This is a genomic window from Allofournierella sp. (genome assembly GCF_048388525.1).
In the GTDB taxonomy this organism is placed as follows: domain Bacteria; phylum Bacillota; class Clostridia; order Oscillospirales; family Ruminococcaceae; genus BQOK01.
The window spans coordinates 22,860-49,819 of record NZ_DBGCTQ010000038.1 but is presented as its reverse complement, the minus strand read 5'-3'; the positions used below and the strand labels follow the sequence as shown (position 1 = coordinate 49,819).

Annotated in this window: 23 protein-coding genes; 20 read left to right on the top strand and 3 right to left on the bottom strand. The window is 62.0% G+C overall.

Translation table 11 applies throughout. From position 1 onward, the window contains the following. The first annotated feature begins 96 nt into the window (after nucleotides 1-96). The 10 genes from rimO (at nucleotide 97) to ACMLHZ_RS03820 (ending at nucleotide 11,148) form a co-directional block, all read left to right on the top strand. Complete coding sequence (gene rimO, locus ACMLHZ_RS03865) at nucleotides 97-1,425, top strand: 30S ribosomal protein S12 methylthiotransferase RimO (protein ID WP_418666482.1); 1,329 nt, start codon at nucleotides 97-99, stop codon at nucleotides 1,423-1,425. 4 nt (nucleotides 1,426-1,429) lie between these two features. Beyond that, nucleotides 1,430-2,002: a CDP-diacylglycerol--glycerol-3-phosphate 3-phosphatidyltransferase gene (gene pgsA, locus ACMLHZ_RS03860; protein WP_418666481.1), complete on the top strand. Its 573-nt coding sequence runs from the start codon at nucleotides 1,430-1,432 to the stop codon at nucleotides 2,000-2,002. Between the two features lie 343 nt (nucleotides 2,003-2,345). Then, nucleotides 2,346-3,305, top strand: a complete 960-nt coding sequence (locus ACMLHZ_RS03855) for a uroporphyrinogen decarboxylase family protein (RefSeq protein WP_418666480.1) — start codon at nucleotides 2,346-2,348, stop codon at nucleotides 3,303-3,305. Beyond that, complete coding sequence (locus tag ACMLHZ_RS03850; protein WP_418666479.1) at nucleotides 3,306-3,989, top strand: GntR family transcriptional regulator; 684 nt, start codon at nucleotides 3,306-3,308, stop codon at nucleotides 3,987-3,989. 57 nt (nucleotides 3,990-4,046) lie between these two features. Then, complete coding sequence (locus tag ACMLHZ_RS03845) at nucleotides 4,047-5,003, top strand: ABC transporter permease (RefSeq protein ID WP_418666478.1); 957 nt, start codon at nucleotides 4,047-4,049, stop codon at nucleotides 5,001-5,003. Nucleotides 5,004-5,021: 18 nt separating this feature from the next. Then, on the top strand, nucleotides 5,022-5,903 hold the full coding sequence (locus tag ACMLHZ_RS03840; protein ID WP_418666477.1) for an ABC transporter permease: 882 nt from the start codon (nucleotides 5,022-5,024) through the stop codon (nucleotides 5,901-5,903). 81 nt (nucleotides 5,904-5,984) lie between these two features. Then, the gene (locus ACMLHZ_RS03835) at nucleotides 5,985-7,619 is read left to right on the top strand and encodes an ABC transporter substrate-binding protein (protein WP_418666476.1); all 1,635 of its coding nucleotides are present in this window, start codon (nucleotides 5,985-5,987) and stop codon (nucleotides 7,617-7,619) included. A gap of 166 nt (nucleotides 7,620-7,785) precedes the next feature. Continuing rightward, nucleotides 7,786-8,766 (top strand): ABC transporter ATP-binding protein, encoded by a 981-nt coding sequence (locus ACMLHZ_RS03830; protein ID WP_418666475.1) that lies wholly within the window; start codon nucleotides 7,786-7,788, stop codon nucleotides 8,764-8,766. Further along, entirely contained in the window at nucleotides 8,756-9,751 is a 996-nt protein-coding gene (locus ACMLHZ_RS03825) for an ABC transporter ATP-binding protein (RefSeq protein WP_418666474.1), read from the top strand. The genes ACMLHZ_RS03830 and ACMLHZ_RS03825 overlap by 11 nt, the downstream gene beginning before the upstream one ends. Beyond that, nucleotides 9,748-11,148 carry a Sapep family Mn(2+)-dependent dipeptidase gene (locus ACMLHZ_RS03820; RefSeq protein WP_418666473.1) on the top strand — a complete coding sequence of 467 codons (1,401 nt, stop codon included), beginning with the start codon at nucleotides 9,748-9,750 and terminating at the stop codon, nucleotides 11,146-11,148. Before ACMLHZ_RS03825 ends, ACMLHZ_RS03820 begins: the two co-directional genes overlap by 4 nt. A 71-nt stretch (nucleotides 11,149-11,219) precedes the next feature. Here the strand turns inward: ACMLHZ_RS03820 and ACMLHZ_RS03815 are convergent, their stop codons facing one another. Together ACMLHZ_RS03815 and ACMLHZ_RS03810 are read right to left on the bottom strand one after the other, a co-directional pair. Continuing rightward, nucleotides 11,220-12,311: a YhcH/YjgK/YiaL family protein gene (locus tag ACMLHZ_RS03815; protein WP_418666472.1), complete on the bottom strand. Its 1,092-nt coding sequence runs from the start codon at nucleotides 12,309-12,311 to the stop codon at nucleotides 11,220-11,222. A gap of 46 nt (nucleotides 12,312-12,357) precedes the next feature. Continuing rightward, nucleotides 12,358-13,215 carry a MurR/RpiR family transcriptional regulator gene (locus tag ACMLHZ_RS03810; RefSeq protein WP_418666471.1) on the bottom strand — a complete coding sequence of 286 codons (858 nt, stop codon included), beginning with the start codon at nucleotides 13,213-13,215 and terminating at the stop codon, nucleotides 12,358-12,360. 336 nt (nucleotides 13,216-13,551) lie between these two features. Between ACMLHZ_RS03810 and ACMLHZ_RS03805 the strand changes: the two genes are divergently transcribed. The 4 genes from ACMLHZ_RS03805 (at nucleotide 13,552) to ACMLHZ_RS03790 (ending at nucleotide 17,854) form a co-directional block, all read left to right on the top strand. Next, on the top strand, nucleotides 13,552-14,898 hold the full coding sequence (locus tag ACMLHZ_RS03805) for an ABC transporter substrate-binding protein (RefSeq protein ID WP_418666470.1): 1,347 nt from the start codon (nucleotides 13,552-13,554) through the stop codon (nucleotides 14,896-14,898). A gap of 113 nt (nucleotides 14,899-15,011) precedes the next feature. Further along, entirely contained in the window at nucleotides 15,012-15,938 is a 927-nt protein-coding gene (locus tag ACMLHZ_RS03800; RefSeq protein ID WP_418666469.1) for a carbohydrate ABC transporter permease, read from the top strand. 13 nt (nucleotides 15,939-15,951) lie between these two features. After that, entirely contained in the window at nucleotides 15,952-16,779 is an 828-nt protein-coding gene (locus ACMLHZ_RS03795; RefSeq protein WP_418666468.1) for a carbohydrate ABC transporter permease, read from the top strand. 91 nt (nucleotides 16,780-16,870) lie between these two features. Beyond that, entirely contained in the window at nucleotides 16,871-17,854 is a 984-nt protein-coding gene (locus tag ACMLHZ_RS03790; RefSeq protein WP_418666467.1) for an alpha/beta fold hydrolase, read from the top strand. A gap of 63 nt (nucleotides 17,855-17,917) precedes the next feature. Here the strand turns inward: ACMLHZ_RS03790 and ACMLHZ_RS03785 are convergent, their stop codons facing one another. Then, the gene (locus tag ACMLHZ_RS03785) at nucleotides 17,918-18,778 is read right to left on the bottom strand and encodes a MurR/RpiR family transcriptional regulator (protein ID WP_418666466.1); all 861 of its coding nucleotides are present in this window, start codon (nucleotides 18,776-18,778) and stop codon (nucleotides 17,918-17,920) included. A 277-nt stretch (nucleotides 18,779-19,055) separates the two neighbouring features. Between ACMLHZ_RS03785 and ACMLHZ_RS03780 the strand changes: the two genes are divergently transcribed. From ACMLHZ_RS03780 to glgD, 6 genes are all read left to right on the top strand, one after another. Beyond that, nucleotides 19,056-19,973: a dihydrodipicolinate synthase family protein gene (locus ACMLHZ_RS03780; RefSeq protein WP_418666465.1), complete on the top strand. Its 918-nt coding sequence runs from the start codon at nucleotides 19,056-19,058 to the stop codon at nucleotides 19,971-19,973. 83 nt (nucleotides 19,974-20,056) lie between these two features. Next, nucleotides 20,057-21,268, top strand: a complete 1,212-nt coding sequence (locus ACMLHZ_RS03775; RefSeq protein ID WP_418666464.1) for an AGE family epimerase/isomerase — start codon at nucleotides 20,057-20,059, stop codon at nucleotides 21,266-21,268. A gap of 60 nt (nucleotides 21,269-21,328) precedes the next feature. Then, nucleotides 21,329-22,210 carry an ROK family protein gene (locus ACMLHZ_RS03770; RefSeq protein ID WP_418666463.1) on the top strand — a complete coding sequence of 294 codons (882 nt, stop codon included), beginning with the start codon at nucleotides 21,329-21,331 and terminating at the stop codon, nucleotides 22,208-22,210. A gap of 282 nt (nucleotides 22,211-22,492) precedes the next feature. Further along, complete coding sequence (glgB, locus tag ACMLHZ_RS03765; RefSeq protein WP_418666462.1) at nucleotides 22,493-24,499, top strand: 1,4-alpha-glucan branching protein GlgB; 2,007 nt, start codon at nucleotides 22,493-22,495, stop codon at nucleotides 24,497-24,499. 70 nt (nucleotides 24,500-24,569) lie between these two features. After that, nucleotides 24,570-25,784, top strand: a complete 1,215-nt coding sequence (locus ACMLHZ_RS03760; protein WP_418666461.1) for a glucose-1-phosphate adenylyltransferase — start codon at nucleotides 24,570-24,572, stop codon at nucleotides 25,782-25,784. Beyond that, nucleotides 25,778-26,902, top strand: coding sequence for a glucose-1-phosphate adenylyltransferase subunit GlgD (gene glgD / locus ACMLHZ_RS03755; RefSeq protein WP_418666460.1), 1,125 nt, complete (start codon nucleotides 25,778-25,780; stop codon nucleotides 26,900-26,902). The genes ACMLHZ_RS03760 and glgD overlap by 7 nt, the downstream gene beginning before the upstream one ends. Nucleotides 26,903-26,960 lie beyond the last annotated feature (58 nt).

Sequence of the window (26,960 nt, the reverse complement as noted above, 5' to 3'; positions counted from 1 at the left end):
GCCCCCCAAGCGTGCTACAATAAAGGGCGGAGAGCCGGAAACGGCCCTCCGCCCCTTGCTTTGAATTTATCAACTTTACCATAAGGAGAAACGGATTTGAAGATCGCCCTTATCTCGTTGGGGTGCCCCAAAAACCAGGTGGACGCGGACGTGATGTGCCACGCGCTACTGAAAGCAGGGCACACCACCATCGCCGACCTGGCTGAGGCGGACGTGATCATCGTGAACACCTGCGGCTTTATTGAGAGTGCAAAGGCCGAGGCCATTGAGAATATTCTGGATGCCTGCGCCCACAAACAGCACAACCCGGCGCTCAAGGTGGTGGTGACCGGCTGCCTGGCCGAGCGCTACCAGGCCGAAATCCGGAAGGAAATACCCGAGGTGGACGCGGTGGTGGGCATCGGCTCCAACACCGCGCTGCCCGCCATTCTGGAGCGGCTTGCCGGGCCTGCCGCCCGCCCCGAGGAATGCTATGGCCCCAAGACAGACCTGCCCCTGGGAGGCAAGAGGGTCATCAGCACCCCTGCCCACTACGCTTACTTAAAGATCGCCGAGGGCTGCAACAACCGCTGCCATTACTGTGCCATCCCGCTCATCCGGGGCCCGCTGCGCAGCCGCCCGCTGGCCGACTGTGTAGCCGAGGCCCGCTGGCTGGCAGGCGAGGGGGTCAGGGAGCTGGTACTGGTGGCGCAGGATCCCACCGCTTACGGCAGCGACTGGGGCAAAAACAGCATCTGCGAGCTGCTGGACGAGCTGAACCGGGTGGAGGGAATCCGCTGGATCCGCATCCTGTACGCTTACCCCGAGCGCATCACGGATGAATTCATTGCCGCGCTGCGCCGCAATGAAAAGGTGGTGCCGTATCTGGATCTGCCCATCCAGCATTGCAGCGACCGTATTTTGAAAGCCATGAACCGCCGGGGGGACCGGGCGGTGGTGGAGAGCGCCATTGCCTGGTTGCGTGCCGGCGTGCCCGGCATCACCCTGCGCACCACCCTGATCGCGGGCTACCCGGGGGAAACCGAGGCCGAGTTCGACGAGCTGTGCCGCTTTGTGCGGCAGACGAAGTTCGACCGGCTTGGCTGCTTTGCTTTCAGCCCCGAAGAGGACACGGTGGCCGCCGCCCTGCCCGGCCAGGTTCCGGAGGAGGAAAAGCAGCGCCGGGCCGACGCCATTATGCGTATCCAGGCAGAGATCAGTGCCGGGGCCCTGGCCCAAAAGGTGGGCCGCACCCTCGAGGTGCTCTGCGACGGAGTGGACGAGGAGAGCGGTTTGTACCTGTGCCGTTCGGCGGCCGACGCCCCCGAGATCGACGGAAATGTGTGTGTAAAAAGCGACAAAACGTTATATCCTGGCGAATTTTACAAAGTGTATATTGAGGAGAGCGACCTATACGATCTGTACGGATCGATTTTGGAGGAGTAACGCCATGAATCTGCCCAACAAGCTTACCCTGGCCCGCATCGCTCTGGTTCCGGTTTTTATGTTCTGTGCAAGCCACCCCTTTCACCCGGCCTGGATGCTGGCGGCGGCGTTGGTATTCACCCTTGCCAGCCTGACCGACTTTTTGGACGGCTACCTGGCCCGCAGGTGGAACATGGTCACTGACTTTGGAAAATTTGCCGACCCCCTGGCCGACAAGCTGCTCACCACCACAGCCTTTTTGTACATGATGACCATGAACGCCTGCAGCCCGGTGGTCCTGGTCATCATTCTGACGCGGGAGTTTGCGGTGTCCGGCGTGCGCATGCTGGCAGCGGCGCAGAACCGGGTGGTGGCCGCCAACCTGTGGGGCAAGGTAAAGACCGTGCTGCAGATGCTCACCATCATCGTGTTTTACTTCGGCATGGCCCTGGAGGCCTGGCAGGGAAGTGTGGGCGTGAGCGTCTACCTGAGCCAGATCGCGGGATATGTGCTGTGCTGGCTGGTGGCGGCGGTGACCCTTTTGTCCGGCGTGATCTACCTGTGGCAGAACCGCGACTGTTTTATGCGCGCAAAATAACAAGGCGCTTGCTGCCCGGCAGCCCAATGCCGGCGTTTAGCGGCGATGCTTCGGCCCCCTGGGGGAGCGGCCGGAACAGGTGCAGGAAAGGTTTTTTAAAACAGCCCTTTCGGTGAAAATGTTTTACCGAAAGGGCTGTTTTCTGTGTAAAAAGCTTAAGGTTTGTGCAAGCGGACGAATTTTGTCGAAAAAGCTTGTGGATGTAGGCCATTGAAAGCTCGGGAAAGAGGTGCTATTATTTCTAGTATAATCACTGATACGCTTAGAGAACGCACCAGAAAAACAAAATCGTTTTCGCCCTTCCGGGGGCGTAACGGATCAATCGAGAGCGAGGAAAAAACAAATGACCAAAAAGGAACGCGTGCTTGCGGCGATCCGCGGCTGCCAGCCGGATGCGGTGCCCACCTGCTTTTCCATGCACTTCCCGAAAGACCAGAACGCGGGCGAGGCGGCCATCCGGCAGCATCTTGACTTTTTTCGGCAGACCGACACGGATGTGCTCAAGCTGATGAACGAGAATCTGATCCCGGATATGGGGCCCATCCGCAGCCCCGCTGATTGGGCGCAGGTGCGCACCCTTTCCATGAAGGACGGCTTTATGGTGCGCCAGATGGAGCTGTGCCGCCGCCTGCTGGAAGAGAGCCCGGCGGAGGCCTTCCGGGTGGGGACCCTGCACGGCATCTGCGCCTCGGCCATCCACCCCATTGAGCACCGCTATGGGTACCGCGAGGTGCGGGAGATGCTGTGTGGGCACCTGCGCGAAAACAAGACCCCCGTGCTGGACGCCATGAAGCGCATCAACGAGGTATTGTGCCAGCTGGCGCGCGCCTATGTGGAGGCGGGCATGGACGGCGTGTTTTTTGCAAGCCTGGGCGGCGAGCGCCATTTTTTTACCGACGAGGAGTTCGCCGAGTACATTGAACCGCTGGATCTCGCCGTGCTGGAGACCGTGAAGCGCGCGGGGGGGCGCACCATTCTGCATATCTGCAAGGAGAATTTGAACATGGAGCGGTACGCCCGCTATGCCCCGCTGGCCGATGTGGTGAACTGGGGCGTATATGAGACCGGGTTTTCCCTGCGGCAGGGCCGGGAGCTGTTCCGCGGGTGCGCGGTGATGGGCGGGTTTGCCAACCACGCCGGCACCGTGCTGGTGGACGGCCCGGCCGAGGCGGTAAAGGCGCAGGCCCGCCAGGCAATGGCGGAGGCCGGCCGCGCCGGGTTCATCCTGGGGGCGGACTGCACGCTGCCCACCGGCATTGATTACAGCCTGATCCGCGCCGCCGTGGAAGCGGCGCGGGAATAAATGGGAAAGGGGAGCAGCGGCGTGTACGCTTCACGACCAGACCGCGAGGAGAAAAAATCCATTAAGGAGCAGATCTCTGAGAGCATTTTTGAGGATATTACCACCGGCATTTACCCGCCGGGCACGGTGCTCAACGAGGGCACGCTCATGGAAAAATACGGGGCCAGCAAATCACCCGTGCGGGAGGCGCTGGTAGAGCTGTGCAACGAGGGGGTGCTCACAAACATCCCGCGCTTCGGCTACCAGGTGGTGCCCATCACGCCGGGCCAGTTCCGCGACATGCAGGAGCTGCGCCTGATCATTGAGGAGAGCGCGCTGCGCCGCACCGTGCCCTTTATCACGGACGATCAGCTTGCTGAGCTGGAAGAAAACGTGCGGGCCGGGGCGTACCTGGCCGAGGAAAAGGACGTGCTCAAGCACTGGCGGCACAACATGAGCTTTCATCTGCTTTTGTGCAAGCAGTGCCAGAACCTGTATCTCTATAAAACGCTGGTGGGGATTCTGCGTTTTTTCTCCCGCGGGGCCCTGCAATACTATACCAACTCTTGGGAGAAGAGCAAGCGCACCGACACCACTTCCCACGAGCGCATTCTGGAGGCCCTGCGCGCCCGTGACACCGAGACCGCCGCGGCCCTGCTGCGCAAGGACATCGCCTGTATGGAAGAGGAGATCATCCGCCCCTGACCGGGAGCCGCGCCCACGGGCCCCGGGCCCGGCGGCGGGGAAAGAAGGGAAGCTGCCATGAAAACAAAATACGTTTTAAAACGCCTGCTGATCGCCATTCCCACCTTTTTCGGCATCACGATCCTGGCGTATATCATTTCCTCCATGGCGCCGGGCAGCCCGCTGGACATGCTGCTGGCCGACCCGCGCATGACCGCCGAGGAGATTGCCCGCCGGGAGACGGCCCTGGGGCTGGACCAGCCGGTCATCGTGCAGTATTTTACCTGGCTTGGGCAATTTTTGCAGGGCAATCTGGGCTTTTCCTACCGCACCGGCCGCGGGGTGCTCACCATGATCGGCGAGCGGCTGGGGCCCACCCTGCTGCTCACCTGCTCCTCGCTGGTGCTCTCGCTGGCGGTGGCGCTGCCGCTGGGCATTCTGGCGGCAAAAAAGCCCTATTCCGTGTGGGATTACAGCGCCTCGGGCCTGTCGTTTTTGACGGCGGCCACCCCGAACTTTTTTGTGGGGCTCATCTTTATCTACTGGTTCGTGGTAAAGCTGGGCATTCTGCCCATGGGCGGCATGTACGACACCACCGGCGTGCGCACCTACGCCATGCTGGCGCGGCACATGATCATGCCCACGGTGGTATTGTCGTTTCAGCAGATGGGCAGCTGGATCCGCTTTACCCGCAGCAGCATGTTGGAGGTGCTGGGCGAGGATTACATCCGCACCGCCAAGAGCAAGGGCCTGCGCTGGAACACGGTGGTATACCGCCATGGGCTGCGCAACGCGCTCATCCCGGTGGTCACCGAGATCGGCATGTCCATCCCGGCGCTGGTGGGCGGGGCGGTTGTGACCGAGCAGATCTTCAACTGGCCGGGCATCGGCTCGCTGATGGTGCAGTCCATCAATGCGCGGGATTACCCTGTGATCATGGGCATCACGGTCATGGTGGCCGCGGTGGTGCTGGTGGGAAACCTGCTGGTGGATTTGACCTATGGCCTGCTGGACCCGCGCATCAGCTACAAATAAGGAAAGGGGCGCTTTTGAATGAGCAAGAAAAACAGCCCTGCGGGCAGTGCAAAGGCGACCTATTTCCGCAACGTGCTGGAGCGCTTTTCGGCCCACAAGCTGGCGGTGGCGGGCCTGTGCATCCTGGGGCTTGAGATTTTACTGGTAACGGTGCTGCCGCCGCTGCTGCATCTGGATCCCTACACTTCGGACATTTTGGCCTTTGGCGCCCAGCCCGGGCCGGGGCATGTGCTGGGAACCGACGATGTGGGCCGCGACCTGCTGGCGCGCCTGGTATACGGCGGGCGGGTTTCTTTGATGGTGGGCCTGGCCTCGACCTTGATCAGCCTGTGCTTTGGGGTGCCGCTGGGGCTCATTGCAGGCTACTTCCGCAAATGGCCCGAGACCATCATCATGCGGGTGGCGGACGTGTTCATGTCGTTCCCGGCCATGATCCTGATCCTGGTGCTGGTGGCGGTGGTGGGGCCCTCGGTCTGGTCGGTCACGCTGGTGATCGGCGTGATGGGCTGGCCCCAGTTCGCCCGGCTCATTTACGGCAACGTGCTGGCCGTGCGCGAAAAGGAATATGTGGAATCAGCCCGGGCCATCGGCACAAAAAGCACAGGAGTCATTTTAAAATACATCCTGCCCAACGCCTTTACCCCGGTGCTCATCGCCATGACCTTTCGCACCGCCCAGGCAATTATTATGGAATCGGCCCTGAGCTTCCTGGGCATGGGGGTGCAGCCGCCGCAGGCGTCCTGGGGCAACATGATGTATGACGCGCAGTCCATCACCGTTTTGTCCAGCCGGCCATGGATGTGGGTGCCGCCCGGCATCTGCCTGATCCTGACCGTGCTCAGCATCAACTTTTTCGGCGACGGCGTGCGCGACGCGCTGGACCCCAAAATGAAGATCTGAGCAAGCCGCTCTTTGTCACCCGCCCCGGAGGGGGCTGAACGATACACCGTGACCCCAAACATTTAAGGAGGAAAAACGACCATGAAACTGAAAGCCATATTCGCAGCGTTACTGGCAGCGCTGATGTTCACCGCCTGCGCGCCCCCGGCGGCGCCCACCGACTCCACCCCGGCCGGAGGCCCCTCTTCCACCACGGCGCAGCCTGCCGGCGAAAAGGTGGTCACCATGGCCATCAGCTCCACCTGGGAGACCCTGATGCCCTTCAACACCTCCAGCAATTATGGCGACGTGATCTTTGACCAGCTGTATGACCGGCTGGTGTTCAACCGGGGCGACAACACCTTTGAACCCCGCCTTGCCTCCGCCTGGGAGGTGGGGGAGGACGCGAAGTCCATCACCTTTACCATTGACCCAAACGCCAAATGGCACGACGGCCAGCCTGTGACCGCCGAGGACGTGGCCTTTACCGCGCAGCTGGTGAGCGACCCGGCCATCAACTCCTCCAAGCGTTCCTTTTTGAATTACTTTGAGGGCGTGGACGACAGCGGCGCCGAGCTCTCGGCCGATTCCATCGGTGTGGAGGTGCTGGAGGGCAACAAGGTGAAATTCAACCTGAAGCGCCCCATGGACCCGGAGATCATTCTGGGCGTGTTCAATAAGAATTTCTTTGTGCTGCCCAAGCACATCCTGGAAGACAAGACCGTGGAAGAGGTGAACGGACCCGACCTGTGGGAGGCGCCCATCGGCAGCGGCCCCTTCAAGTTCGGCAGCTCGATCGCCGGCGAAGAGATCCAGCTGGACTGCAACGAGAGCTATCACCTGGGCAAACCCGATTTTGACAAGCTGGTGATCCGGGTGACCCAGTCGGCCAATTTGGTGGCCGGCCTGATGAGCGGCGACATCGACATCCTGGCGGGCAGCGGCCTGGCCGCCATTCCTCTGGAAGACTGGGAGACCGCCCAGGCGCAGGAAAACCTGAACTGCGTTTCCATTGAGAACTACTCCTACCAGTACATGGTGTACAACACCCAGCGCGAATATATGACCGCCGAGGTGCGCCGCGCCATCGACATGGCCATCAACCGCAGCACCATCGTGGATCAGCTGCTCAAGGGCGAGGGCCAGATCCTGGCCACGCCCTGGGGCCCCAACCACCCCTACTGCAACAAGGAAGTTTATCCCCCCGAGTATGACCCCGAGACCGCAAAGCAGATGCTGGAAAACGCCGGCTGGGATACGGGCCGCGAGCTGCTCATGATGGTGCCCACCGGCAACAAGGTGCGCGAGCGCAGCGCTGTGCTGATCCAGCAGGACCTGGAAAAGGTGGGGGTGAAGATCAAGCTGCAGAGCGTAGACTTTCCGACCCTGATGTCCTCCATGCAGAACGGCGAAACAGATTTCGGCCTGGTGGGGGCCAGCCCCGCGGCGGATCCGGACGACCACAAGCCCGCGCTGGAGCCCGGCTCCTCCACCAACTTTTCGCTGCTCACCGACCCCACCCTTTACGAGCTGATGAAAAAGGGCCTGGAGGCCACCAGCTTTGAGGCGCGCAAGGCCATTTATGACGAGGAACAGGTGAAATTCCGCGAGATCTGCAACCTTTCCATGCTCTATTCGCCCAACACCCTGTTCGCCTACAACAAGCGCATTCAAAACGTGCAGCCCACCGACTCGAACTTTTTGAACTGGGCCACCTGGGAGTGGAAGGTGGACTGACACCCCGGGCGGGCCTTTGCACAGCAAACGAACCATTTCCCCATGTGTGGGGCCGGGGGAGGCAGAGGGCCCTCCCCCGGCCCTCACCCGGGCGCACGGCCTTTGCGGCGCGCCCGGGTGAGGGCAAACCTGCCCGCAGACCCAATGAGTGCAGCGAGGTGCTACCATGGAACTACTCAGCGTAAAAAATCTTGAGACCCGCTTTACCACCCGCAAGGGAACGGTGACCGCGGTGGCCGGGGTGAGCTTTGGCGTGGACAAGGGCGAGATCCTGGGCATTGTGGGAGAGTCGGGCTGCGGCAAAAGCGTCACCTCCCTGTCCATTATGGGGCTGCTGCCTAGTTCCGGCACGCTGGCCCCGGGCAGCAGCATTGCCCTGGAGGGGCAGGAGCTCACCGCCCTGAGCGAGGGGCAGATGTGCAAAATGCGGGGCAACCGCATCGCCATGATCTTTCAGGATCCCATGACCAGCCTGAACCCGGTCATGACCATCGGCCGCCAGATGATGGAGCCGCTCATGATCCACCAGGGCATGGATCGCGCCGCCGCTGCCCAGCACGCCGTTTCCATGCTGGAAAAGGTGGGCATCGCCGCACCCGAGCGGCGCATGAAGGAATATCCGCACCAGTTTTCCGGCGGGATGCGCCAGCGGATCATGATCGCAATGGCACTGTCCTGCAACCCGGCACTGCTCATTGCCGACGAGCCCACCACCGCCCTGGATGTGACCATCCAGGCGCAGGTGCTGGAGCTGATCCGCCAGCTGCGCGACGATCTGGGCACCGCCGTGATGCTGATCACCCACGACATGGGCGTGGTGGCCGAGATGGCGGACCGCATCCTGGTGATGTATGCCGGCAAGGGGGTGGAATACGCCCCGGTGCGCCGGCTGTTCCGGGAGCCCCTGCATCCCTACACCCAGGGGCTGCTGCGATCCATTCCCCGGCTGGACGGCGGCAGCGAAGAGCTGTATACGATCCGGGGGCAGGTGCCAAACCAGTACGACATGCCAGCAGGCTGCCGTTTTTGCGACCGGTGCCCCTATGCGAAAGAGATCTGCCGGGCCAGACAGCCGGATCAGTATCAGGTGGGCGAAAGCCTGGTGAGCTGCTGGAAATACGAGGGAGGCGGGGAATATGGCGAGTGAAGCGCGCGCGCAGAGCCCGCTGCTGGAAACACGGCAGCTGACCAAATACTTTTACTCCTCCGGCGGGCTGCTGAAAGGTCGGAAACGGGCGGTGCGCGCGGTGGACGGGATCGACCTGGCGATCCGGGAGGGCGAGACCTTTGGCCTGGTGGGGGAATCCGGCTGCGGCAAGTCCACCCTGGGGCGCACGATCCTGCGGCTGATCGAGCCCACGGGCGGCAGCGTGCTGTACCGGGGGCAGCCCATTGAGGCGCTGGGGCGGGAGGAGCTGCGCCTGCTCAAGCGCAAAATGCAGATTGTGTTCCAGGACCCCTACGCCTGCCTGAACCCGCGCATGACCGTGCTGGACCTGGTCAAAGCCCCCCTGGATGTGTTCGGGATCGGCACGGGTGAGGAGCGGGTGGCCAAGGTGGTGGATATGCTGGAATATGTTGGCCTGGGCGGCCAGCACCTGAACCGCTATCCACACGAGTTTTCGGGCGGGCAGCGGCAGCGCATCGGCATTGCCCGCGCACTGGTGCTGGAACCCGAGTTTATTATGTGCGACGAGCCGGTGAGCGCGCTGGATGTTTCGGTGCGGGCGCAGGTGCTGAACCTGATGGGCCGCATCCAGGCTGAGCGCGGGCTGACCTACCTGTTTATCTCCCACGATCTGTCGGTGGTGCGGCACATTTCCGACCGCATCGGCGTGATGTACCTGGGCCGCCTGGTGGAGGTGGCCGGAAAGGACGAGCTGTACCGGCGGCCGCTGCACCCCTATACAAAGGCCCTGCTCTCCGCCATCCCCATTCCGGACCCGGAGGTGAAGCGGGAGCGCGTTCTGCTGAAAGGCGATGTCTCCTCGGCCTACGACCCGCCGGCGGGCTGCCGGTTTGCCGCGCGCTGCCCCTACGCCACCGACCGCTGCCGGAACGAGACCCCTGCGCTGCGTGAGCTGGCACCGGGGCACCAGGCGGCCTGCGTGCGGGCGGAGGAACTGGCGTGAGCGCCGCGGTGAGCCGCGGGGCGGCGCGCGCCTGGGCGCTGGAACACAGGGAGGAAATGGTGCGGGACGTGATGCGCCTGGTGCGCATCCCCAGCGTGGCTGATCCGGCCGGCAGCGGAGCCGCGCCCTTTGGCCCCGCCTGTGCCGAGGCGCTGGCCGAGGGCCTTGCGCTGTGCCGGGAGCACGGCTTTTTGGCCCGAAACCTTGCGGGCCGCTGCGGGGTGGCCCTGTGGCCGGGCAAAACGGCGGAAAGCCTGGGCATCTTCAGCCACCTGGATGTGGTGCCCGCGGGGGAAGGATGGGCTTCGCCGCCCTTTGAGCCGCGGGTGGAAAACGGGTATATTATAGGCCGCGGCAGCGGGGACAACAAGGGCCCCGCGGTGGCGGCGCTGTACGCCCTGCGATGCCTGAAGGAGCTGGGCGCCGGGCTGGAGCACTCGGTGCAGCTGTATCTCGGGTGCAGCGAGGAGACCGGCATGGCAGACCTTGTGTATTACACGCAGCATGAACCGCAGCCTGTTTTCAGCCTGGTGCCGGACGTGAATTTTCCGGTGTGCTGCGGCGAAAAAGGCATTCTGACCGCCGATCTTACCTGCCGGGTCGAGGGCTCGAATCTGCTGGACTTTGGCGGCGGGGTGGCCTCCAACGCGGTGCCGGACCGGGCGTTTGCCCTGCTGGCCGGCGTGCCGCTCACAGAGGTGGAGCCGCTGCTGGCCGGGGCGCCGGGTGTGGAAGCGGCGGCCGAGGGCGGCAAGCTGCGGCTGACGGCCCGGGGGATCGCCGGGCACGCCGCCTTCCCGGAGGGCACCGAGAGCGCCATTCAGAAGCTGGCGGCCTTTCTGGCCCAAAATGCGCTTGTTACCGGCCCGGCCGCCGGGGCCATGGCCTTTTTGGCCGCCGCCTTTGGCGACGCGTACGGCGAGGGGCTTGACATCGACTTCCGGGATGAAGTTTCGGGCCGCACCACCCACGTGGGCGGTATGGCACGGCTGAGCCAGGGTGTGCTCACCCAGAACATCAACGTGCGCTACTGTGTGCGGGCCGACCAGGCCGCGCTCATCCGCCGCCTGAAGGCACGGTGCAGCGCGGGCGGCTTTGCAGTGGAGCGGCTGCACAACGACCCGCCCTGTTACACCCCGCCCCAGCACCCGGCCATTGCGGAGCTGCTGCGGGCCTATGAGGCGGTGTATGGCGGCGGGACGGAGCCCTATGTGATGGGGGGCGGAACCTATGCGCGCAAGCTCAAAAATGCCGTGGGGTTTGGGCCGGGCGTGCCGGATCCGGCGCCCCTTTACGGGGGCGGGCATCAGCCCAACGAGGGGGTGCGCATCCAGCTGCTCACCAACATGATCGAGATCTACGCAGACGCACTGCAGGCCATTGACAGGCTGGTCTGAAACGGCCTTTTCATACAAACGAAGGCGCCCGCCGGGGAACATTCCCCGGCGGGCGCCTTCGTTTGCGTATTCTATTTCAGAAGTTCTGCCAGCGCGCCGGCAAGGGCGGCGTGCGCCCCGCTTGTGAGGTGCATGCCGTCCAGCCCGTGCACCTGAATGCCCGGGATCTGCCCTGCGTCCAGAAAGCGGCAGCCAGCGGCCCGGGCGACTTTTTGGTATTGGGCGGCAAGGCCGGCGGCGCGCACGGCGCAGCCTCTGCCCATTTCATCTGCGAACATCAGCCCCTCATAGGCGGGCTGGATGGGGGCGGGGCAGACCACCAGGATATCCGGCGCCTCACGCCAGGCCAGGGTGGCCTTTGCCTTTTCCAGCAGCCGGGCCAGCCCCTTGCCGATCAGGTAGCTGTTGGCGCCGAACCGCTCCTTGCAATCGTTGGTGCCCAGCATGACGACCAGCGTGTCGATGGGCATGTGGCTATTCATGACAGGGGTGATGGCCTCCAGCCCGCACAGCCCCTCGGTGAGGGGGTCGCCGAACACGCAGGTACGGCCGGGCAGGCCCTCTTCGATCACGTCTGTTTGCGGGCCAAGCAGCGCCTGCAGCAGGCGGGGATAGCGCTCGGCCTCGCTGTAGCGGCCGCCGGAGGCGGGGTCGTAACCGTAGGTGTTGGAATCGCCGAACACCAGAATGCGGCGCCTGGCGGCCGGGCGGTAGCCCAGCGGTATTTTTATCACGACCTTTTCCACCGGGCCGGGGGCCGTGTCCATCATGCCCACCCGGTGGGCCTCGCCCGGCCAGCATACCAGGAACTGCCCGGGGCCGACCAGGCAGTCGACACCGGGCCCGCCCGCGTAAAAGCCGATGTCCTCCTGCTCGCGGAAGGGCTCGAGCGCAGAAAGCCCCTCCACCGGCCGCACAGAGATCTTTTCAGTGCCGCGCACGGTGTAGTGCACATCCACAAAGCGGCGGTGCGCTTCGTATCTGCACTCGGCCCCAGGGCGGGTGGTAAGGCGCACGGGGGAGGCCTGAAGCCTGCCCCCGCCCAGCCCGGCAGGGCTTTCCGGCAAAGCGCCGGGGGGCAGGCCCTGCAAAAATTCCAGCGCCTCGGCCACGCCCGGAATATCGGAATACCGGGCGGCATGTTCCAACCTGTCAAATAACAATGAGGTTCTCTCCTTTCGTGTGCGAAAAAATCCGGGGCGGGCCCGCTCAGAGCATCTTGCCCGCCAGGACGGCCGCTGTGGCCTCCTGATTGGCCATGGCCTGCTCGGGAACCCGGCGGCAGTAATCGTTGAACAGCACGTCCACCACGAACAGCAGCGCCACCTTGGCGGCCACGCTGCCCATCTGCAGGGGGCCCTCCCGGGCGCAGCACTGCAGCACGGCGCTGGCGTAAGCGGCGGCCGGGGATTTGGCAAAACGGGTGAGAAGGATCACCTTTGCGCCCCGCTCCCTGGCGGCGCCCAGCACGGCCTCCATATCCTTTGTGGCGCCGGAATAGGAGCAAAACAGCACCACGTCCCGCCCGGTGAGAAGGGCGGCGGCAACCGCCTGCATGTGGGCGTCCTCGATGCAGTAAAAATTGGGGGCGATGGTGGAAAAGCGCGCCCATGCCTCCATTGCCAGGATCAGTGAGCCCCCCTGCCCAAAGCAGAACACCCGGTCCGCCGCCAGCAGCAAGGCGGAAGCCTTTTCCACCTCGCCGGGGCGCAGGGTGGCGAGGGTTTGCTCCAGGACCTCCATGTGGGAGGAATATACCTTTTGATAGACCTCTTCCATGGCGTCACCCGGCCCCACCGCGCCATAGGCGCCGCCGGGCTGGCTGCCGCCTGCCTGGCCCTGGGCCTTGGCCAGCGCCAGCTTGAATTCATTGTAACCCTTGAAGCCGAGCGTTTTGCAAAAGCGAAAGATCGTGGCCTCGGCCACGCGGCACTCCTCTGCAAGGGAAGTGATGGACATGAATTGGGGGTTTCGATGATGGGCAAACACATAATCCGCAACTTTTTTTTCAGACTTTGTCAGTTTTTCGTAGCGGCGGGCCAGTTCTTCGATCACATCCCCTTGCATTGCGGCGCTCCTCCTTCCTGGGTATCTCTGAAAATGCTGGTATGAACGTGCGTTGTGAAAAAAATTTGCAAAGCGGAAAACGCGCTTTTTATCTGCGAAATATGGATGATTATCCAGTGTTTCAGCGGTTTTTATTATATAGTAGCCAAAAGCGCAAAAGCAATCAAAAATTAATTTGTTACCAAATTTTGTAGCACTGTACAAAAAATGAAGAAATTTTTCATCAGATTGGAGGATTGAAAATTTTTTTCGTAAGTGGTACCATAAGACTGCAATGGAACAGGGCACATGGGCCTTGTTCCGCACACGACAGTGAGATATCAGGAGGAGAAAAGCATGAAAAAGAAGGCCCTTGCACTTTGCCTGGCCGCTGCGCTGGCAGCCAGCGCGTTTACCGCCTGCGGCGGTAAAACCCCCTCTAGCAACGCCCCGGCCTCCAACCCCGGCAGCGCGCCGGCGTCCGCCCCGGCTGAAAATGTGGAGATCACCTGGTGGGCGCCCCCCACCTTCATCCAGGACGGCGACGATGCCGCCGGCACCTACGAGCAGACCATCATCGACGCGTTCCAGGCAAAATACCCCAACATCAAGGTGACCCTGGAGACGATCGACTTTACCAACGCCGGTGAAAAGATCACCGCCGCGATCGAGGGCGGCACCGCCGCTGACGTTCTGTTCGACGCCCCGGGCCGCATCATTGAGTACGGCAAGAACGGCAAGTTGGTCAGCCTGGACGACATGTTCACCGACGACTTTGTAAAAGACGTGAACAACAACGACCTGCTGAGCTCCTGCCAGGGCAACGGCACCTACTACATGTACCCCATCTCCGCATCCCCCTTCTACATGGCCATCAACGAAAAGATGTGGACCGACGCCGGCGCCATGGAATATGTGAACCTGGAGGGCGACCGCAGCTGGACCACCGACGACTTTGAGAAAGCCCTTGAAAAGCTGCACGCGGCCGGCTACAACCCCGGCGTTCTGTTCTGCTCCGGCCAGGGCGGTGACCAGGGTACCCGCGCTTTTATCAACAACCTCTACGGCGGCAGCACCGCGAACGCGGACCGCACGCAGTATACCTTTAACAGCGAAGAGGGCATCAAGGCCCTGACCAAAGCCCAGGAATGGATCAAAAAGGGCTGGCTGGGCAACGGCGTTGCCTACAACGGCGGGCAGTCCATCGAGCTGTTTGTGGCCGGCACCACCTCGTTTGAGTTCTGCTGGGGCACCTCGGCTGCGGGCAACAACGCCGCCACCATGGAAGCCAACGGCGTGACCCCCATTTCGCTGCCCTTCCCCTCCGACGACGGCAAGGCCAGCCTGGAATACCTGGTGAACGGCTTCTGCGTGTTCGATAACGGCGACGCCGCCAAGGCCGAGGCCGCCAAGACCTTTATCCAGTTCATCTGCGACGACAGCGAATGGGGCCCGCAGAATGTGATCCGCACCGGCGCGTTCCCCGTGCGCACCTCCTTCGGCAACCTGTACCCCAACGACGCCGAGCGCGAGCTGCTGGCGAAGTTCACCACCATGTACGGCCCCTACTACAACACCATGGACGGCTTTGCCAACATGCGCACCGAGTGGTGGAACATGCTGCAGGTGGTCACCGGCGGCGGCGATGTGACCGAGGCCGTGAACAAGGCTGTGGAAGCCTCCAACGCCGGCATGGCCGGTTGATCCCCGCATTTTAAGACGTTTCAGTTAGACCGCAATGTGTGAGGCCGTCCCGCCCTCCCATGAGGGAGGACGGGGCGGCTTTTGCTTATCCAACATCGCATGGAGGGATCGCAATGGCGAAAAATAGGAAAAATCAGGACGGCAGAAGCCATGCTCTGCAGCGCAGGGAGAACATTGTTTCGTACCTGTTCCTGGCACCGGCGCTGCTGTTCTTTGTGTGCTTTGTGGTGCTGCCCATGGGCATGGGAATCGTCACGAGCCTGTTTAATTATACCATGAAATCACCGGTATCCGCGGATACTTTTGTAGGACTGAAAAATTACATCACCCTGTTCCAGGACGATATTTTTCTGAAAGCGCTGCGGAACACTTTTGTTTTGGTGATCGTGGCGGTGCCGGCGGTCACCCTGTTTTCGCTCTGGGTGGGCGCCTCGATCTACAATATGCGGGGCGGCGTGCGCTCGTTTTTCCGGTGCGTGTTCTACCTGCCGGTGGTCACCGGCACGGTGGCCGTGGTGGTGGTCTGGCGCTGGATGTTCGACAGCTACAACGGCATCTTCAATTACATCCTCAAGGCCGTGGGCCTGATCCACGAGAACATCCAGTGGCTGGGCGACGCCCGCTTTGCCCTGGGGTGCATCATTCTGATCCTGTTCACCACCAGCGTGGGCCAGCCCATCGTGCTGTATGTGGCCGCCCTGGGGAACGTGGACCAGTCGCTGGTGGAGGCCGCCGAGGTGGACGGCGCCACCAAGCTGCAGACCTTCTGGCGCATCAAGTGGCCCAGCATCATGCCCACCACCCTGTACGTGCTGGTGATCACCACCATCAACACCTTCCAGTGCTTCTCGCTGGTGCAGCTGCTCACCTCGGGCGGGCCGATGCACTCGACCGACACGGTGATGTACTACCTGTACACCAACGCGTTCAGCCTGTATAAGTACGGCTTCGCCAACTCGATGGGCGTTGTTCTTGCCATCATCATCGCCATTCTGAGCGCGGTCCAGTTCAAGGTGATGAGCAAAGACGTGGAATATTAAGGAGGGCAGAGCGATGCTAAAAAAGAAAATCACGCCGTATTCGGTGTTTTCGATGGTGGTGCTGGCAGTGGTCGCCTTCACTTTCATCTTCCCGTTTTACTGGATCATCACCGGCGCGTTCAAGACCCAGACCGTGGCCATTCAGCTGCCGCCCCAGTGGTTCCCCACCGAACCCACGCTGGATAACTTTGTGAAGCTTTTCAAAAACCCGGCCCTGAACTGGTTTTTAAACAGCGTGGTCACCTCGTTGGGCAGCATGGCCCTGGTGTGCATCACCGCCTCGCTGGCGGGGTATGTGCTGGCCAAAAAACGCTTTTGGGGCCAGAAGGTCATGTTCAGCCTGATTATCTGCGCCATGGCCCTGCCAAAGCAGGTGGTGCTGGTGCCGCTGGTGCGGATCATGTCGACCATTCATCTGTCCGATACGTTGTGGGCGGTGATCCTGCCCACGGTGGGCTGGCCGTTCGGCATCTTTTTGATGAAGCAGTTCTCCGAAACCATCCCCACGGAAATGCTGGAGGCTGCCCGGATCGACGGCGCGGGGGAGCTGCGCACCTTCCTGAGTGTGGTGTGCCCCATCATCAAGCCCGGGTTCGGCGCTCTGGCCATCTTTACCTTCATCAACACCTGGAACGATTACTTCCTGCAGTTGATCATGCTGCGCTCCCGCTCGAAGCTCACCATTGCGCTGGGCATTGCCACCCTGCAGGCGGAGTTCGCCACGAACTACGGCCTGCTGATGGCGGGCGCGGCGCTGGGCGCAGTGCCGATCGTGACGGTGTTCCTGTGCTTTCAGAAATACTTCACACAGGGTATTACAATGGGCGCGGTGAAGGGCTGAGCCGCCCGCCGGCAGGACCCGGCGAAAAATAAGGCAAGCCGGGCCGCCCACCAGGGCGGCCCGCATTTTGAGTGGAAAGGGGCGTGCTTTTATGCCGCAAATCGACTGGCCCTTGGAACAGCTTAAGACCTACCGGGGCAAAAGCCCGAGACCCGCCGATTGGCAGGCCTATTGGGCCAGGGCCCTGGGCGAGCTGGAAACGGCCGATTTGAGTTACACCTACGAAAAGGACCCCATCCGGGTGCCGGGGGTGGAGTGCGGGCATTTGTGGTTTCGGGGAGTGGGCGGCGCGCGGGTGCACGCCCAGCTGATGCGCCCCACCGGCTTTTTGGGGCCGCGCCCGGCCATGCTGCTGTTTCACGGCTACGAGGGCCACTCGCACGACTGGTACGAAAAGCTGCCCTTTGCCCAGAGCGGCATCGCGGTGGCGGCGCTGGACGTGCGGGGCCAGGCGGGCCTTTCGCAGGACACGCTGCAGATCGGGGGCAGCACCTTCCGCGGGCACATCGTGCGCGGGGTGGATGAGGAGGACCCCGACAAGCTGTTTTTCCGCAGCGTCTACCTGGATACGGTGCAGCTGGCACGCATTGTGGCAGGGCTGGAGTTTGTGGATGAACGGCGCCTGGCAAGCGTGGGCTTTTCGCAGGGGGGAGCGCTGGCCATTGCCTGCGCGGCCCTTTCCGGGCAGATGGAACGCACGGTGGCGGGGTACCCCTTTTTATCCGACTTCCGCCGGGTGCGGGAACTGGATTACCCGAACCCCGCCTACGACGAGTTGAAGCTTTATTTCCGCCTGCGGGATCCCCGCCACGAAAAAGAGACCCGGTTTTTTGAACGCCTGGGTTACCTGGACGTGCAGTGGATGGCGGAGAAACTCACCGCCCCGGTGCTGTTCTACACCGGCCTTGCGGATATGATCTGCCCGCCCTCGTGCCAGTTTGCGGTGTACAACCGCATCACGGCCCCGAAACGCCAGGTGATCTACCCGGACTACGGCCACGAGCTGCTGCCCGGCGCCTGGCAGGAGATCCTGCTGTGGCTGCTGGCGGAGGGCGCGCCCGGCCAGACGCTGTGAGAGCGCGGCGCTTTGGGACAAAAAACTCCCGCCGCACGGGGCGGCGGAAGGAGCGTTTGCGTTTTACAGATGGCGGCAGGCCAGCGCGCTGGTGGTGAGGTCCTTGTTGCGCATGGTGGCCTGCTTGTTGCGGCGGCAGTACTCGTTTACCAGCAGGTCCACCACAAACAGCAGCGCCATTTTGGCAGCGATGCTGCCCGCCTGCAACGGCCCCTCGTGGCCGCCGCACAGCAGCACCACATCGGCCAGCCCGGTGGCGGGCGAGTCGGCGTCGTGGGTCACGAGCAGCACCTTCGCGCCGCGGGCGCGGGCGGGCCCCAGCACGTCTGCCGCCTCCCGGGTGGAGCCGGAGTACGAGACATACAGCACCACGTCATCCGGCGCCAGCAGGCTGGCGGCCATGACCTGGGCATGACCGTCCTGGATGGTGAAGAATTTGGCCGATATGGTCAAAAAGCGGCTCCAGGCCTCCATGGCGATGATCTGGCTGCCCCCGCTGCCAAAACAATATACCTTGCCGGCTTTTTCCAGCAGATCGCCCGCCTTCAGCACGGCCGCCTCGTCGGTGCGGGCCAGGGTGCCGGCCAGAGCCTCCATGTTGGCGGTGTACAGCCGGTGGGCCATGGTTTCCACCGTGTCGGCCGCGGTGATTTCGCCGTAAGAGGTGTAAGCCGCATAGGGCTGGCTGGTATCGCCCAGGCTCGCTTTTGCCATGGCAAGCCGCAGCTCGTTGTAGCCGGAAAAGCCCAGGGACCGGCAAAAGCGGAAGATGGTAGCCTCGGCCACGCCGCACTCCGTGGCAAGCTCCGAGATCGACAGGTACTGCGCCTCGGCGTAGTGGATGCGCAGGTGGTCGGCGATCTTGCGGGCCGAGGGGGTCAGGTTATCGTAGTTTTGTGTGATTCGAAAGGTCAGATCGTTCATAACGAATGTCCTCGCCGACCGGAAACCCGGCCTGTTCCAGAATTTTTTGCAGAGGAAGCTTTTTCGGGGGCGTTCCCTATATTTCCATTATAGGGGAAAGGGCGGGCGGTGGCAAGAAAAACGGGCAAAATTTCTGCCTGCCCGCCCTCCAACGGACAAGCGGAGGCCCCGGGTTTGTGGCAAAAAACAGAGGCGCTGCAAAAAAATATATTTTTTGCATAGAACTTGAATTGAAAAAAGTTTTTATTGATGTTACTATAAAAGGAGAGAATCAGTTATGAAAGACAGTTCCAAGTACCAGGGCGTTATTCCCGCCTTCTACGCCTGTTACGACCAGCAGGGGGCCGTGAGCGCCGAGCGGGTGAAGCTGCTCACCCGCCATTTTATTGCCAAAGGGGTCAGGGGAGTCTATATCTGCGGCTCTTCCGGCGAGGGGATTTACCAGAGCGTTGCGGAGAAAAAGACCATTATTGAAGCGGTGATGAGCGAGGCCAGAGGAAAGCTTACGGTGATCGCCCATGTGGGCTGCAACAACACGGCCGACAGCATGGAGCTGGCCGCCTATGCCGAGAGCCAGGGTGTGGACGCCATCGCTTCCATCCCGCCCATTTATTTCCACCTGCCCGAGCACGCCATCGCCCAGTATTGGAACGATATTTCGGGCGCGGCCCCGAACACCGATTTTGTGATTTATAACATCCCGCAGCTGGCGGGGGTGGCGCTTACCATGCCCCTGTTCCGCGAGATGCGCAAAAACCCCCGGGTGGTGGCTGTGAAGAACAGCAGCATGCCGGTGCAGGACATCCAGATGTTCAAAATGGAGGGCGGGCCGGACTTTGTGGTGTTCAACGGCCCGGACGAGCAGTTCATTGCGGGCCGGGCCATTGGCGCGGACGGCGGCATTGGCGGCACCTACGGCGTGATGCCCGAGCTGTTTTTAAAGGCCGACGCCCTGCTGCGCGAACAGAAAATGGACGAGGCCCTGGCGGTGCAGTACGCCATTGACGAGATCATTTACGCCATGTGCGAATGCCGGGGCAACCTGTACGCGGTGATGAAGGAGATCCTGCGCATCCGCGAGGGGATTGACATCGGCGGGGTGCGCAAACCCATGCCGAACCTTTTCCCCGAAGATATGCCCCAGGTGCAGAAATGCGCCGGCATGATCAGCGCCGCGATCGAAAAATACTGCTGAAAACGCACCCCCGCCAGGGCCCCGCTGCGGAGCCCTGGCGTTTGGAGATTTTGCGGGCAAAGCCCCCAAAGGAGAGAAGTACCATGGACAAACACGCACAGGAACTAAAAGCCACCCAGGCCTGGGTGCGGCAGGAGCTGGACCGCTGCCTTGAGTTCTGGCTCAAAAACGGCATGGACCACCAGCACGGCGGCGTTTATACCTGCCTGGACCGCACCGGAAAGGTCTTTTCCACCGACAAGAGCGTGTGGATGCAGGGCCGCTGCGGCTGGATTTTTGCCTACCTATGCCGTGTTTACGGCAAAAAGCAGGAGTGGCTGGACGCCAGCAAAAGCTGCATCGACTTTTTGGAAGAGCACTGCGTGAACCGGGCGGCGGGCGGCCGGCTGTATTTTACTGTTACGGCGGACGGCAGGCCCCTGCGCCAGCGCCGCTACTGTTTTTCCGAGGGCTTTTACGCCATGGCCAACGCCGAGTATTACGGGGTGACCGGCGATGCGGCCTGCCTTGAGCGGGCCCGCGCGGCCTATGAGCTGATCTACCAGCTCAACAACGGCCTGATCCAGGACCCCACCGGCCTTGGCCCCAAGACCATCCCGGAGACCCGGACCGGCCGCGCGCTGGCCGACCCCATGATCTACCTGAACATCACCGCCGTGATGCGCCGCTGCGACCCCGAGCGCACCGCGCTGTACGACGCGCGGGCCAGGGAATGCTGCGAGACCATTTTTAAATACCATCACAAGCCGGAGATGAAGTGCACGCTGGAAACCGTGGGCATGAACGGCGAATTGCAGATGGATTTTACCGCGGGGCGGGTGGTGAACCCGGGGCACGACATTGAGTGCAGCTGGTTTTTGATGGAGCAGGCGAACTACGAGCAGAACGCTGCGCTGCACCAAAAAGCCCAGAACGTGTTCGATTACGCCTATGAGGCCGGCTGGGACAGCGAGTACGGCGGCCTTTTGTACTTCATCGACTGCAAGGGCCTGCCCCCTGAGGCCTACGAGCACGACATGAAGCTGTGGTGGCCCCACGACGAGCTGCTGATCGCCAGCATGATGCTGTACCGGGACTTGGGCGACGACAAGTACCTGGCGATCTTTGACAAGGCGCTGGACTACTGCAAAAAGGTGTTCAGTGACCCTGAATACGGCGAGTGGTACGGCTATCTGCGGCGGGACGGCAAGCCCACCGAGCCCCCCTGCAAGGGTTCCACCTTCAAGGGGCCCTTCCACCTGCCCCGCATGCTGGTGATGGTGGACCAGACCATCAGCCAGATCCTGGCCCGCTGAGCGGGTGTGTTTGAAAAACGGCCGGCGCCCGGACCGGCTTTAAAAGGGAGGAAAACGCCAATGCGAGTTGGATGCATCGACATCGGCGGGACTGCCATCAAGAGCGGCGTGCTGGAAAACGGCGCGCTCACGGACCTTGCCAGCGCGCCCACCAGGGCCGCCGAGGGCGGCCGCGCCGTGCTGGAGCAGGCCGCACAGATTGCGGCGGGCATGCGGGGAATCGGGGCGCTGGGCGTTTGCACCTGCGGCGAGGTGGACACCGACGCGGGCGCAATCCGCCTGGCCGACAACATTCCCGGGTATACCGGCCTGCCCGTGCGGGAGATCCTGTGGCAGCTCACCGGCCTGCCGGTCACCGTGGAAAACGATGCCAACGCCGCCGCCGTGGGCGAGGCCAGGTTCGGCGCGGGCCGCGGTTTGGAGCATTTTGTGTTCGTGAGCTACGGCACCGGCGTGGGCGGCGCGCTGATCCTTTCGGGCGGGCTTTACCGGGGCAGCCGGTTTTCTGCCGGCGAGGTGGGCGGCCTTGTGACCCACCCCGAGGCGCTTCGGCCCGGGCAGGTGGGCACCGGCACCTACGAGCGGTATGCCAGCGCCACCGCGCTGGTGGCCCGGGCAAAAGCCGCCGACCCGGCCCTCACGGACGGACGGGCCATTTTTGCGCGGCTGGCCGAGCCGCAGGTAAAGGCCGTGGTGCGCGCCTGGCTGGCCGAGGTGGCGGCGGGGCTCATCAGCCTGAACCACCTTTTGAACCCCGAGGCGCTGGTGCTGGGGGGCGGCGTGATGGAGCAGCCCTGGGTGCTGGAGCAGCTGGAGGCGCTGTGTGCGCCCAACACAAAACCCAGCTTTCGGGAGCTCAGGCTGCTGGCGGCGGAGCTGGGCAACCGGGCGGGGCTGCTGGGCGCGGGCTGGCTTGCGCTGGAGGGCGGCCCGGCATGCTGAACCGCTGTGGGCGGGGGACGCGGTGCGTTCCCCGCCCTTTTTGCCGCGCTGCAGCGGCGGGCCTGCCAGGGGCGGCGGGCGCGTTTGGGAAAGTTTTGATGGCGGGGCAATAAAACGACAGTGAAACCGTTCTTCGGCGTAAAACTGAAAGAATCTCCAAGGAACATTCAACAACATTGTTAAAAGTGTATAAAACACAAAAGATTGATTTTACATTTTTAGCTGTTTATGACAGAAAACCCTTGAAAAATGCCCTTAAAATGAGTAAGATAGAGGTAACGAATGGGGCGTTTGCGCCCCCGGGAGGGAGACAGCTTGAAAAACCAACATAAACAGGCGGAGCTGCCCGTATATCTGTTCAAGCAGGGCAACAATTTTGAGGCATATCGCTTTTTTGGCGCCCATTTTGAAGAGCAGGGCGGCGAGCGGGGCGTGGTGTTCCGCACCTGGGCCCCCCATGCCAGGGCTGTGAGCGTGGTGGGGGATTTCAACCGTTGGGTGCCCGGCAGCCACCCCATGCAAAAGCTGGAAGACGGCGTGTGGGAGGCGTTTATCCCGGGGATTCAGGAATACGATGTGTACAAGTACTGCATTACCTCTGCCGGCGATGAGCTGCTGTTCAAAGCCGACCCCTACGCGCTGCACGCCGAAACCCGCCCCTCCAACGGGAGCAAGGTGTACGACATCGGCGGCTATGCCTGGGGCGACGAGGCCTGGGAAAAAGCGCAGAAAAAAGCCGACCCGGTGAACAGCCCCATGAACATTTACGAACTGCACGCGGGCAGCTGGCGCATGAAGGAGGACGGCTCGCCCTACAATTACGCCGAACTGGCCGACCAGCTGGTGCCGTACTTACAACAGATGGGCTACACCCACCTGGAGCTGCTGCCCATTACCGAACACCCCTTCGACGGCAGCTGGGGCTACCAGGTCACCGGCTACTTTGCGCCCACCAGCCGCTACGGAACCCCCAAGGATTTTATGACGTTTGTGGACAAGTGCCACCAGGGCGGTATTGGGGTGATCATGGACTGGGTGCCCGCACATTTTCCGAAAGACGGGTTCGGGCTGTACATGTTTGACGGCGCGCCCTGCTACGAGGACCCGAACCCCCGCCGCGGGGAACACAAAGAGTGGGGCACCATGGTGTTCAACTATGGTATGCCGGAGGTGGAATCGTTTTTGGTGTCCAGCGCGCTGTTCTGGGTGGAGCAGTACCACATCGACGGTTTGCGGGTGGACGCCGTGGCCTCCATGCTGTACCTGGATTACAACCGCAGGGACGGCGAGTGGGAGCCCAACTGCCACGGCGGCAAGGAAAACCTGGAGGCCATCGCCTTTTTGCGCAAGCTCAACGAGACCATTCTGGGCCGCCACCCCCACAAGCTCATGATCGCCGAGGAATCCACGGCCTGGCCCATGGTGTCGCGCCCGGCGGCGGATGGGGGCCTGGGTTTCAACTTCAAGTGGAACATGGGCTGGATGAACGACATGCTGGCCTACATGAGCACCGACCCGCTGTTCCGGGCCGGCAATCACAACAAGGTCACGTTCAGCTTCTTTTATGCCTTCAGCGAGAATTTTGTGCTGCCCATCAGCCACGACGAGGTGGTGCACGGCAAGTGCAGCCTGATCAATAAAATGCCGGGCGACTACGAGGCGAAGTTTGCGAACCTGCGCACGTTTTACGGGTACATGATGGCCCACCCGGGCAAAAAACTGCTGTTTATGGGGCAGGAGTTCGGCCAGTTCATCGAGTGGAACGAGGCAAAGCCCCTGGACTGGATGCTGATGGACTACCAGGAGCACCGCCAGCTTGCGGCTTATGTGAAGGCGCTGAACCATTTTTATACCGAGACCCCCGCGTTCTGGCAGGTGGATTACAGCTGGGAGGGGTTCCAGTGGATCGTGCCGGACGACAACCAGCAATCGGTCATTGCGTTCCTGCGGCGGGATGCGGCGGGCAGAATGGTACTGGTGGTCTGCAACTTCAACCCCGTTCAGCGGGATGGTTACCAGATGGGCGTGCCGGCGCCGGGCTGCTACAAAGAGCTGCTCTCCAGCGACGATGCGGCTTACGGCGGAAGCGGGGTACATAACAAAACGGTCCGCAGCCGCAAGGTGCCCCTGCACGGGTTTGAACAGAGCATCTCGCTTACCCTGCCGGCCATGAGCACCGTGTATTTTGCCGTGCCCGCGCCGGAAAAGCCGGCCGCAAAAAAGAAGCCGGCCGCAAAACGCACCGGGGCAAAACAGCCCGCGGCAAACAAGGCGCCCGCCGAAAAATAAAGGCGCCGGGGGCTCTGCACATGTAAAAACGGCGCGGCCGAAAGGCCGGGCCGAAAAGGGGAGAAGAAATATGAAAGAATGTATTGCAATGCTGCTGGCAGGCGGCCAGGGGTCGCGCCTGTACGCGCTGACCCAACGGCTGGCCAAACCGGCGGTGCCCTTTGGCGGGAAGTACCGCATCATTGATTTCCCGCTTTCCAACTGCGTTAATTCGGGCATCGACACGGTGGGCATTCTGACCCAGTACCAGCCGCTGGTGCTCAACGAGTATATCGGCAACGGCCAGCCCTGGGACCTGGACCGGCTGTACGGCGGGGTGCATGTGCTGCCGCCCTACCAGACCGCCACCGGCTCGGATTGGTACAAGGGCACGGCCAACGCCATTTACCAGAACATCAACTTCATCGACCGGTATGAGCCCAAGTATGTGGTCATTCTTTCGGGCGACCACATTTATAAGATGGATTACGGCAAAATGCTGGACTTCCACAAGGAAAAACAGGCGGACTGCACCATTGCTGTGATGGAGGTCCCCTGGGAGGAAGCAAGCCGGTTCGGCATTATGACTGCCGACGAAAACGGCGCCGTTACCAAGTTTGAGGAAAAACCTCAGGAGCCAAAGTCCAACCTGGCCTCCATGGGCATCTATATCTTCACCTGGGAGAAGCTGCGCAGGTTTTTGGTGGAGGACGAGGCAAACCCCGCATCGGACAACGACTTCGGCAAGAACATCATCCCCGGCATGCTGGCCGCGGGCGAGCGGATGGCGGCGTTCCCGTTTGAGGGCTACTGGAAGGACGTGGGCACCATCGACAGCCTGTGGGAGGCCAACATGGACCTGCTGAACCCCAAAATGCCGCTGGATGTGTGGAGCGACGAGTGGAAGATCTACTCCCGCAACTCGGGCATGCCCGGCCAGTGGGTGGGCGCCGAGGCCAGTATCGACAACTCCATGATCACCGAGGGCTGCCGCGTGGAGGGCAAGCTGGTGCAGAGCGTGCTGTTCGCCGGGGTCAAGGTGGGCGAGGGCGCTGTGGTGCAGGATTCCATCATCATGCCCGGCGCGGTGATCGAACCGGGCGCCACGGTCAAGTATTCCATCATTGCCGAGAATACGGTGATCCGCACCGGCGCGGTGGTGGGCGAGCGCCCCGAGGACATGGAGGATCTTACCAAATGGGGCATCGCCGTTGTGGGCGAGGGCGTTACCATTGGCCGGGGCGCCAAGGTGGGGCCCAAGGCCATGGTGGTCAAAGACGTGAAGGACGGTGAGGAGCAATGGTAAAATCGAATACCGATGCCCTGGGCATCATTTTCCCCAATGCGAGCGACAGCCTGGTGCCCGAGATGGTGACCGACCGCACCATGGCCTCCATCCCCTTTGGCGGGCGCTACCGCCTGGTGGATTTTATGCTTTCCAGCATGGTGAACTCCGGCATCAGCAATGTTTCGCTGGTGGTCAAGCAGAACTATCATTCACTGATGGATCACCTGGGCACCGGCCGCGAGTGGGATCTCTCCCGCAAGCGGGGCGGGCTGAACCTGGTGCCGCCCTATGCCGGGGCGGGCGTGAAGATGTACCGGGGCCGCGTGGAGGCCCTGGCCAGCATCGTGGACTTTTTGGAGGACCAGAAAGAGGAGTTCGTGATCATGTGCGACTCCAACATTGTGTTCAACTTCGACTTCAACCAGCTGATTGAGGCGCACATCTCCACCGGGGCGGACGTGACCGTGATGTATGAAAAACGGCCCATTCCCCAGGGGCTGGTGAACGACAACTTTACCCTGCGCATGCAGGAGGGCCGGGTGAGCGAGCTTTTGTCGAACGATTACCGCCCCGGCGTGCAGAACCTCTCGATGAATGTGTACATCATCCAGCGCGAGGCGCTGATCACCATGATCCGCGACGCCAGCATCCGGGGGCTTGTGTATTTTGAGAAGGACATCCTGGCCCGCAACCTGGAGCTGCTGAACGTGCAGGGCTACGAATACACCGGCTACACCGCCCGCATCGCCGACCGCAAAACCTATTTTGACGAGAACATGCGCCTGTTGGAGCAGGTAAACCTGGACGCGCTTTTCCCCGAGGAGCTGCCCGTGTATACCAAGGTGCACGACAACGCCCCCACGCGCTATGCGATGGACAGCCGGATCAAAAACAGCCTGGTGGCCGACGGCTGCATCATTGAGGGCGAGGTGGAGAACTGCGTGTTGTTCCGGGGCGTGCGGGTGAAAAAGGGCGCCAAGGTGAAAAACTGTGTGCTGATGCAGAACACCATTGTGGAGCCAGGCGCCCAGGCGGAGTATGTGGTCACCGACAAAAACGTGAAGCTGACCACCGACCGCAAGCTTTCCGGCACCGATACCTTCCCGATCTACGTGGCCAAGGGCCATACCGTGTAAAAAGCCTTACGAGGGCTGAAAGGTCCTCTGTCTCTCTCCCCAGGGGCGGGGGCCCCTG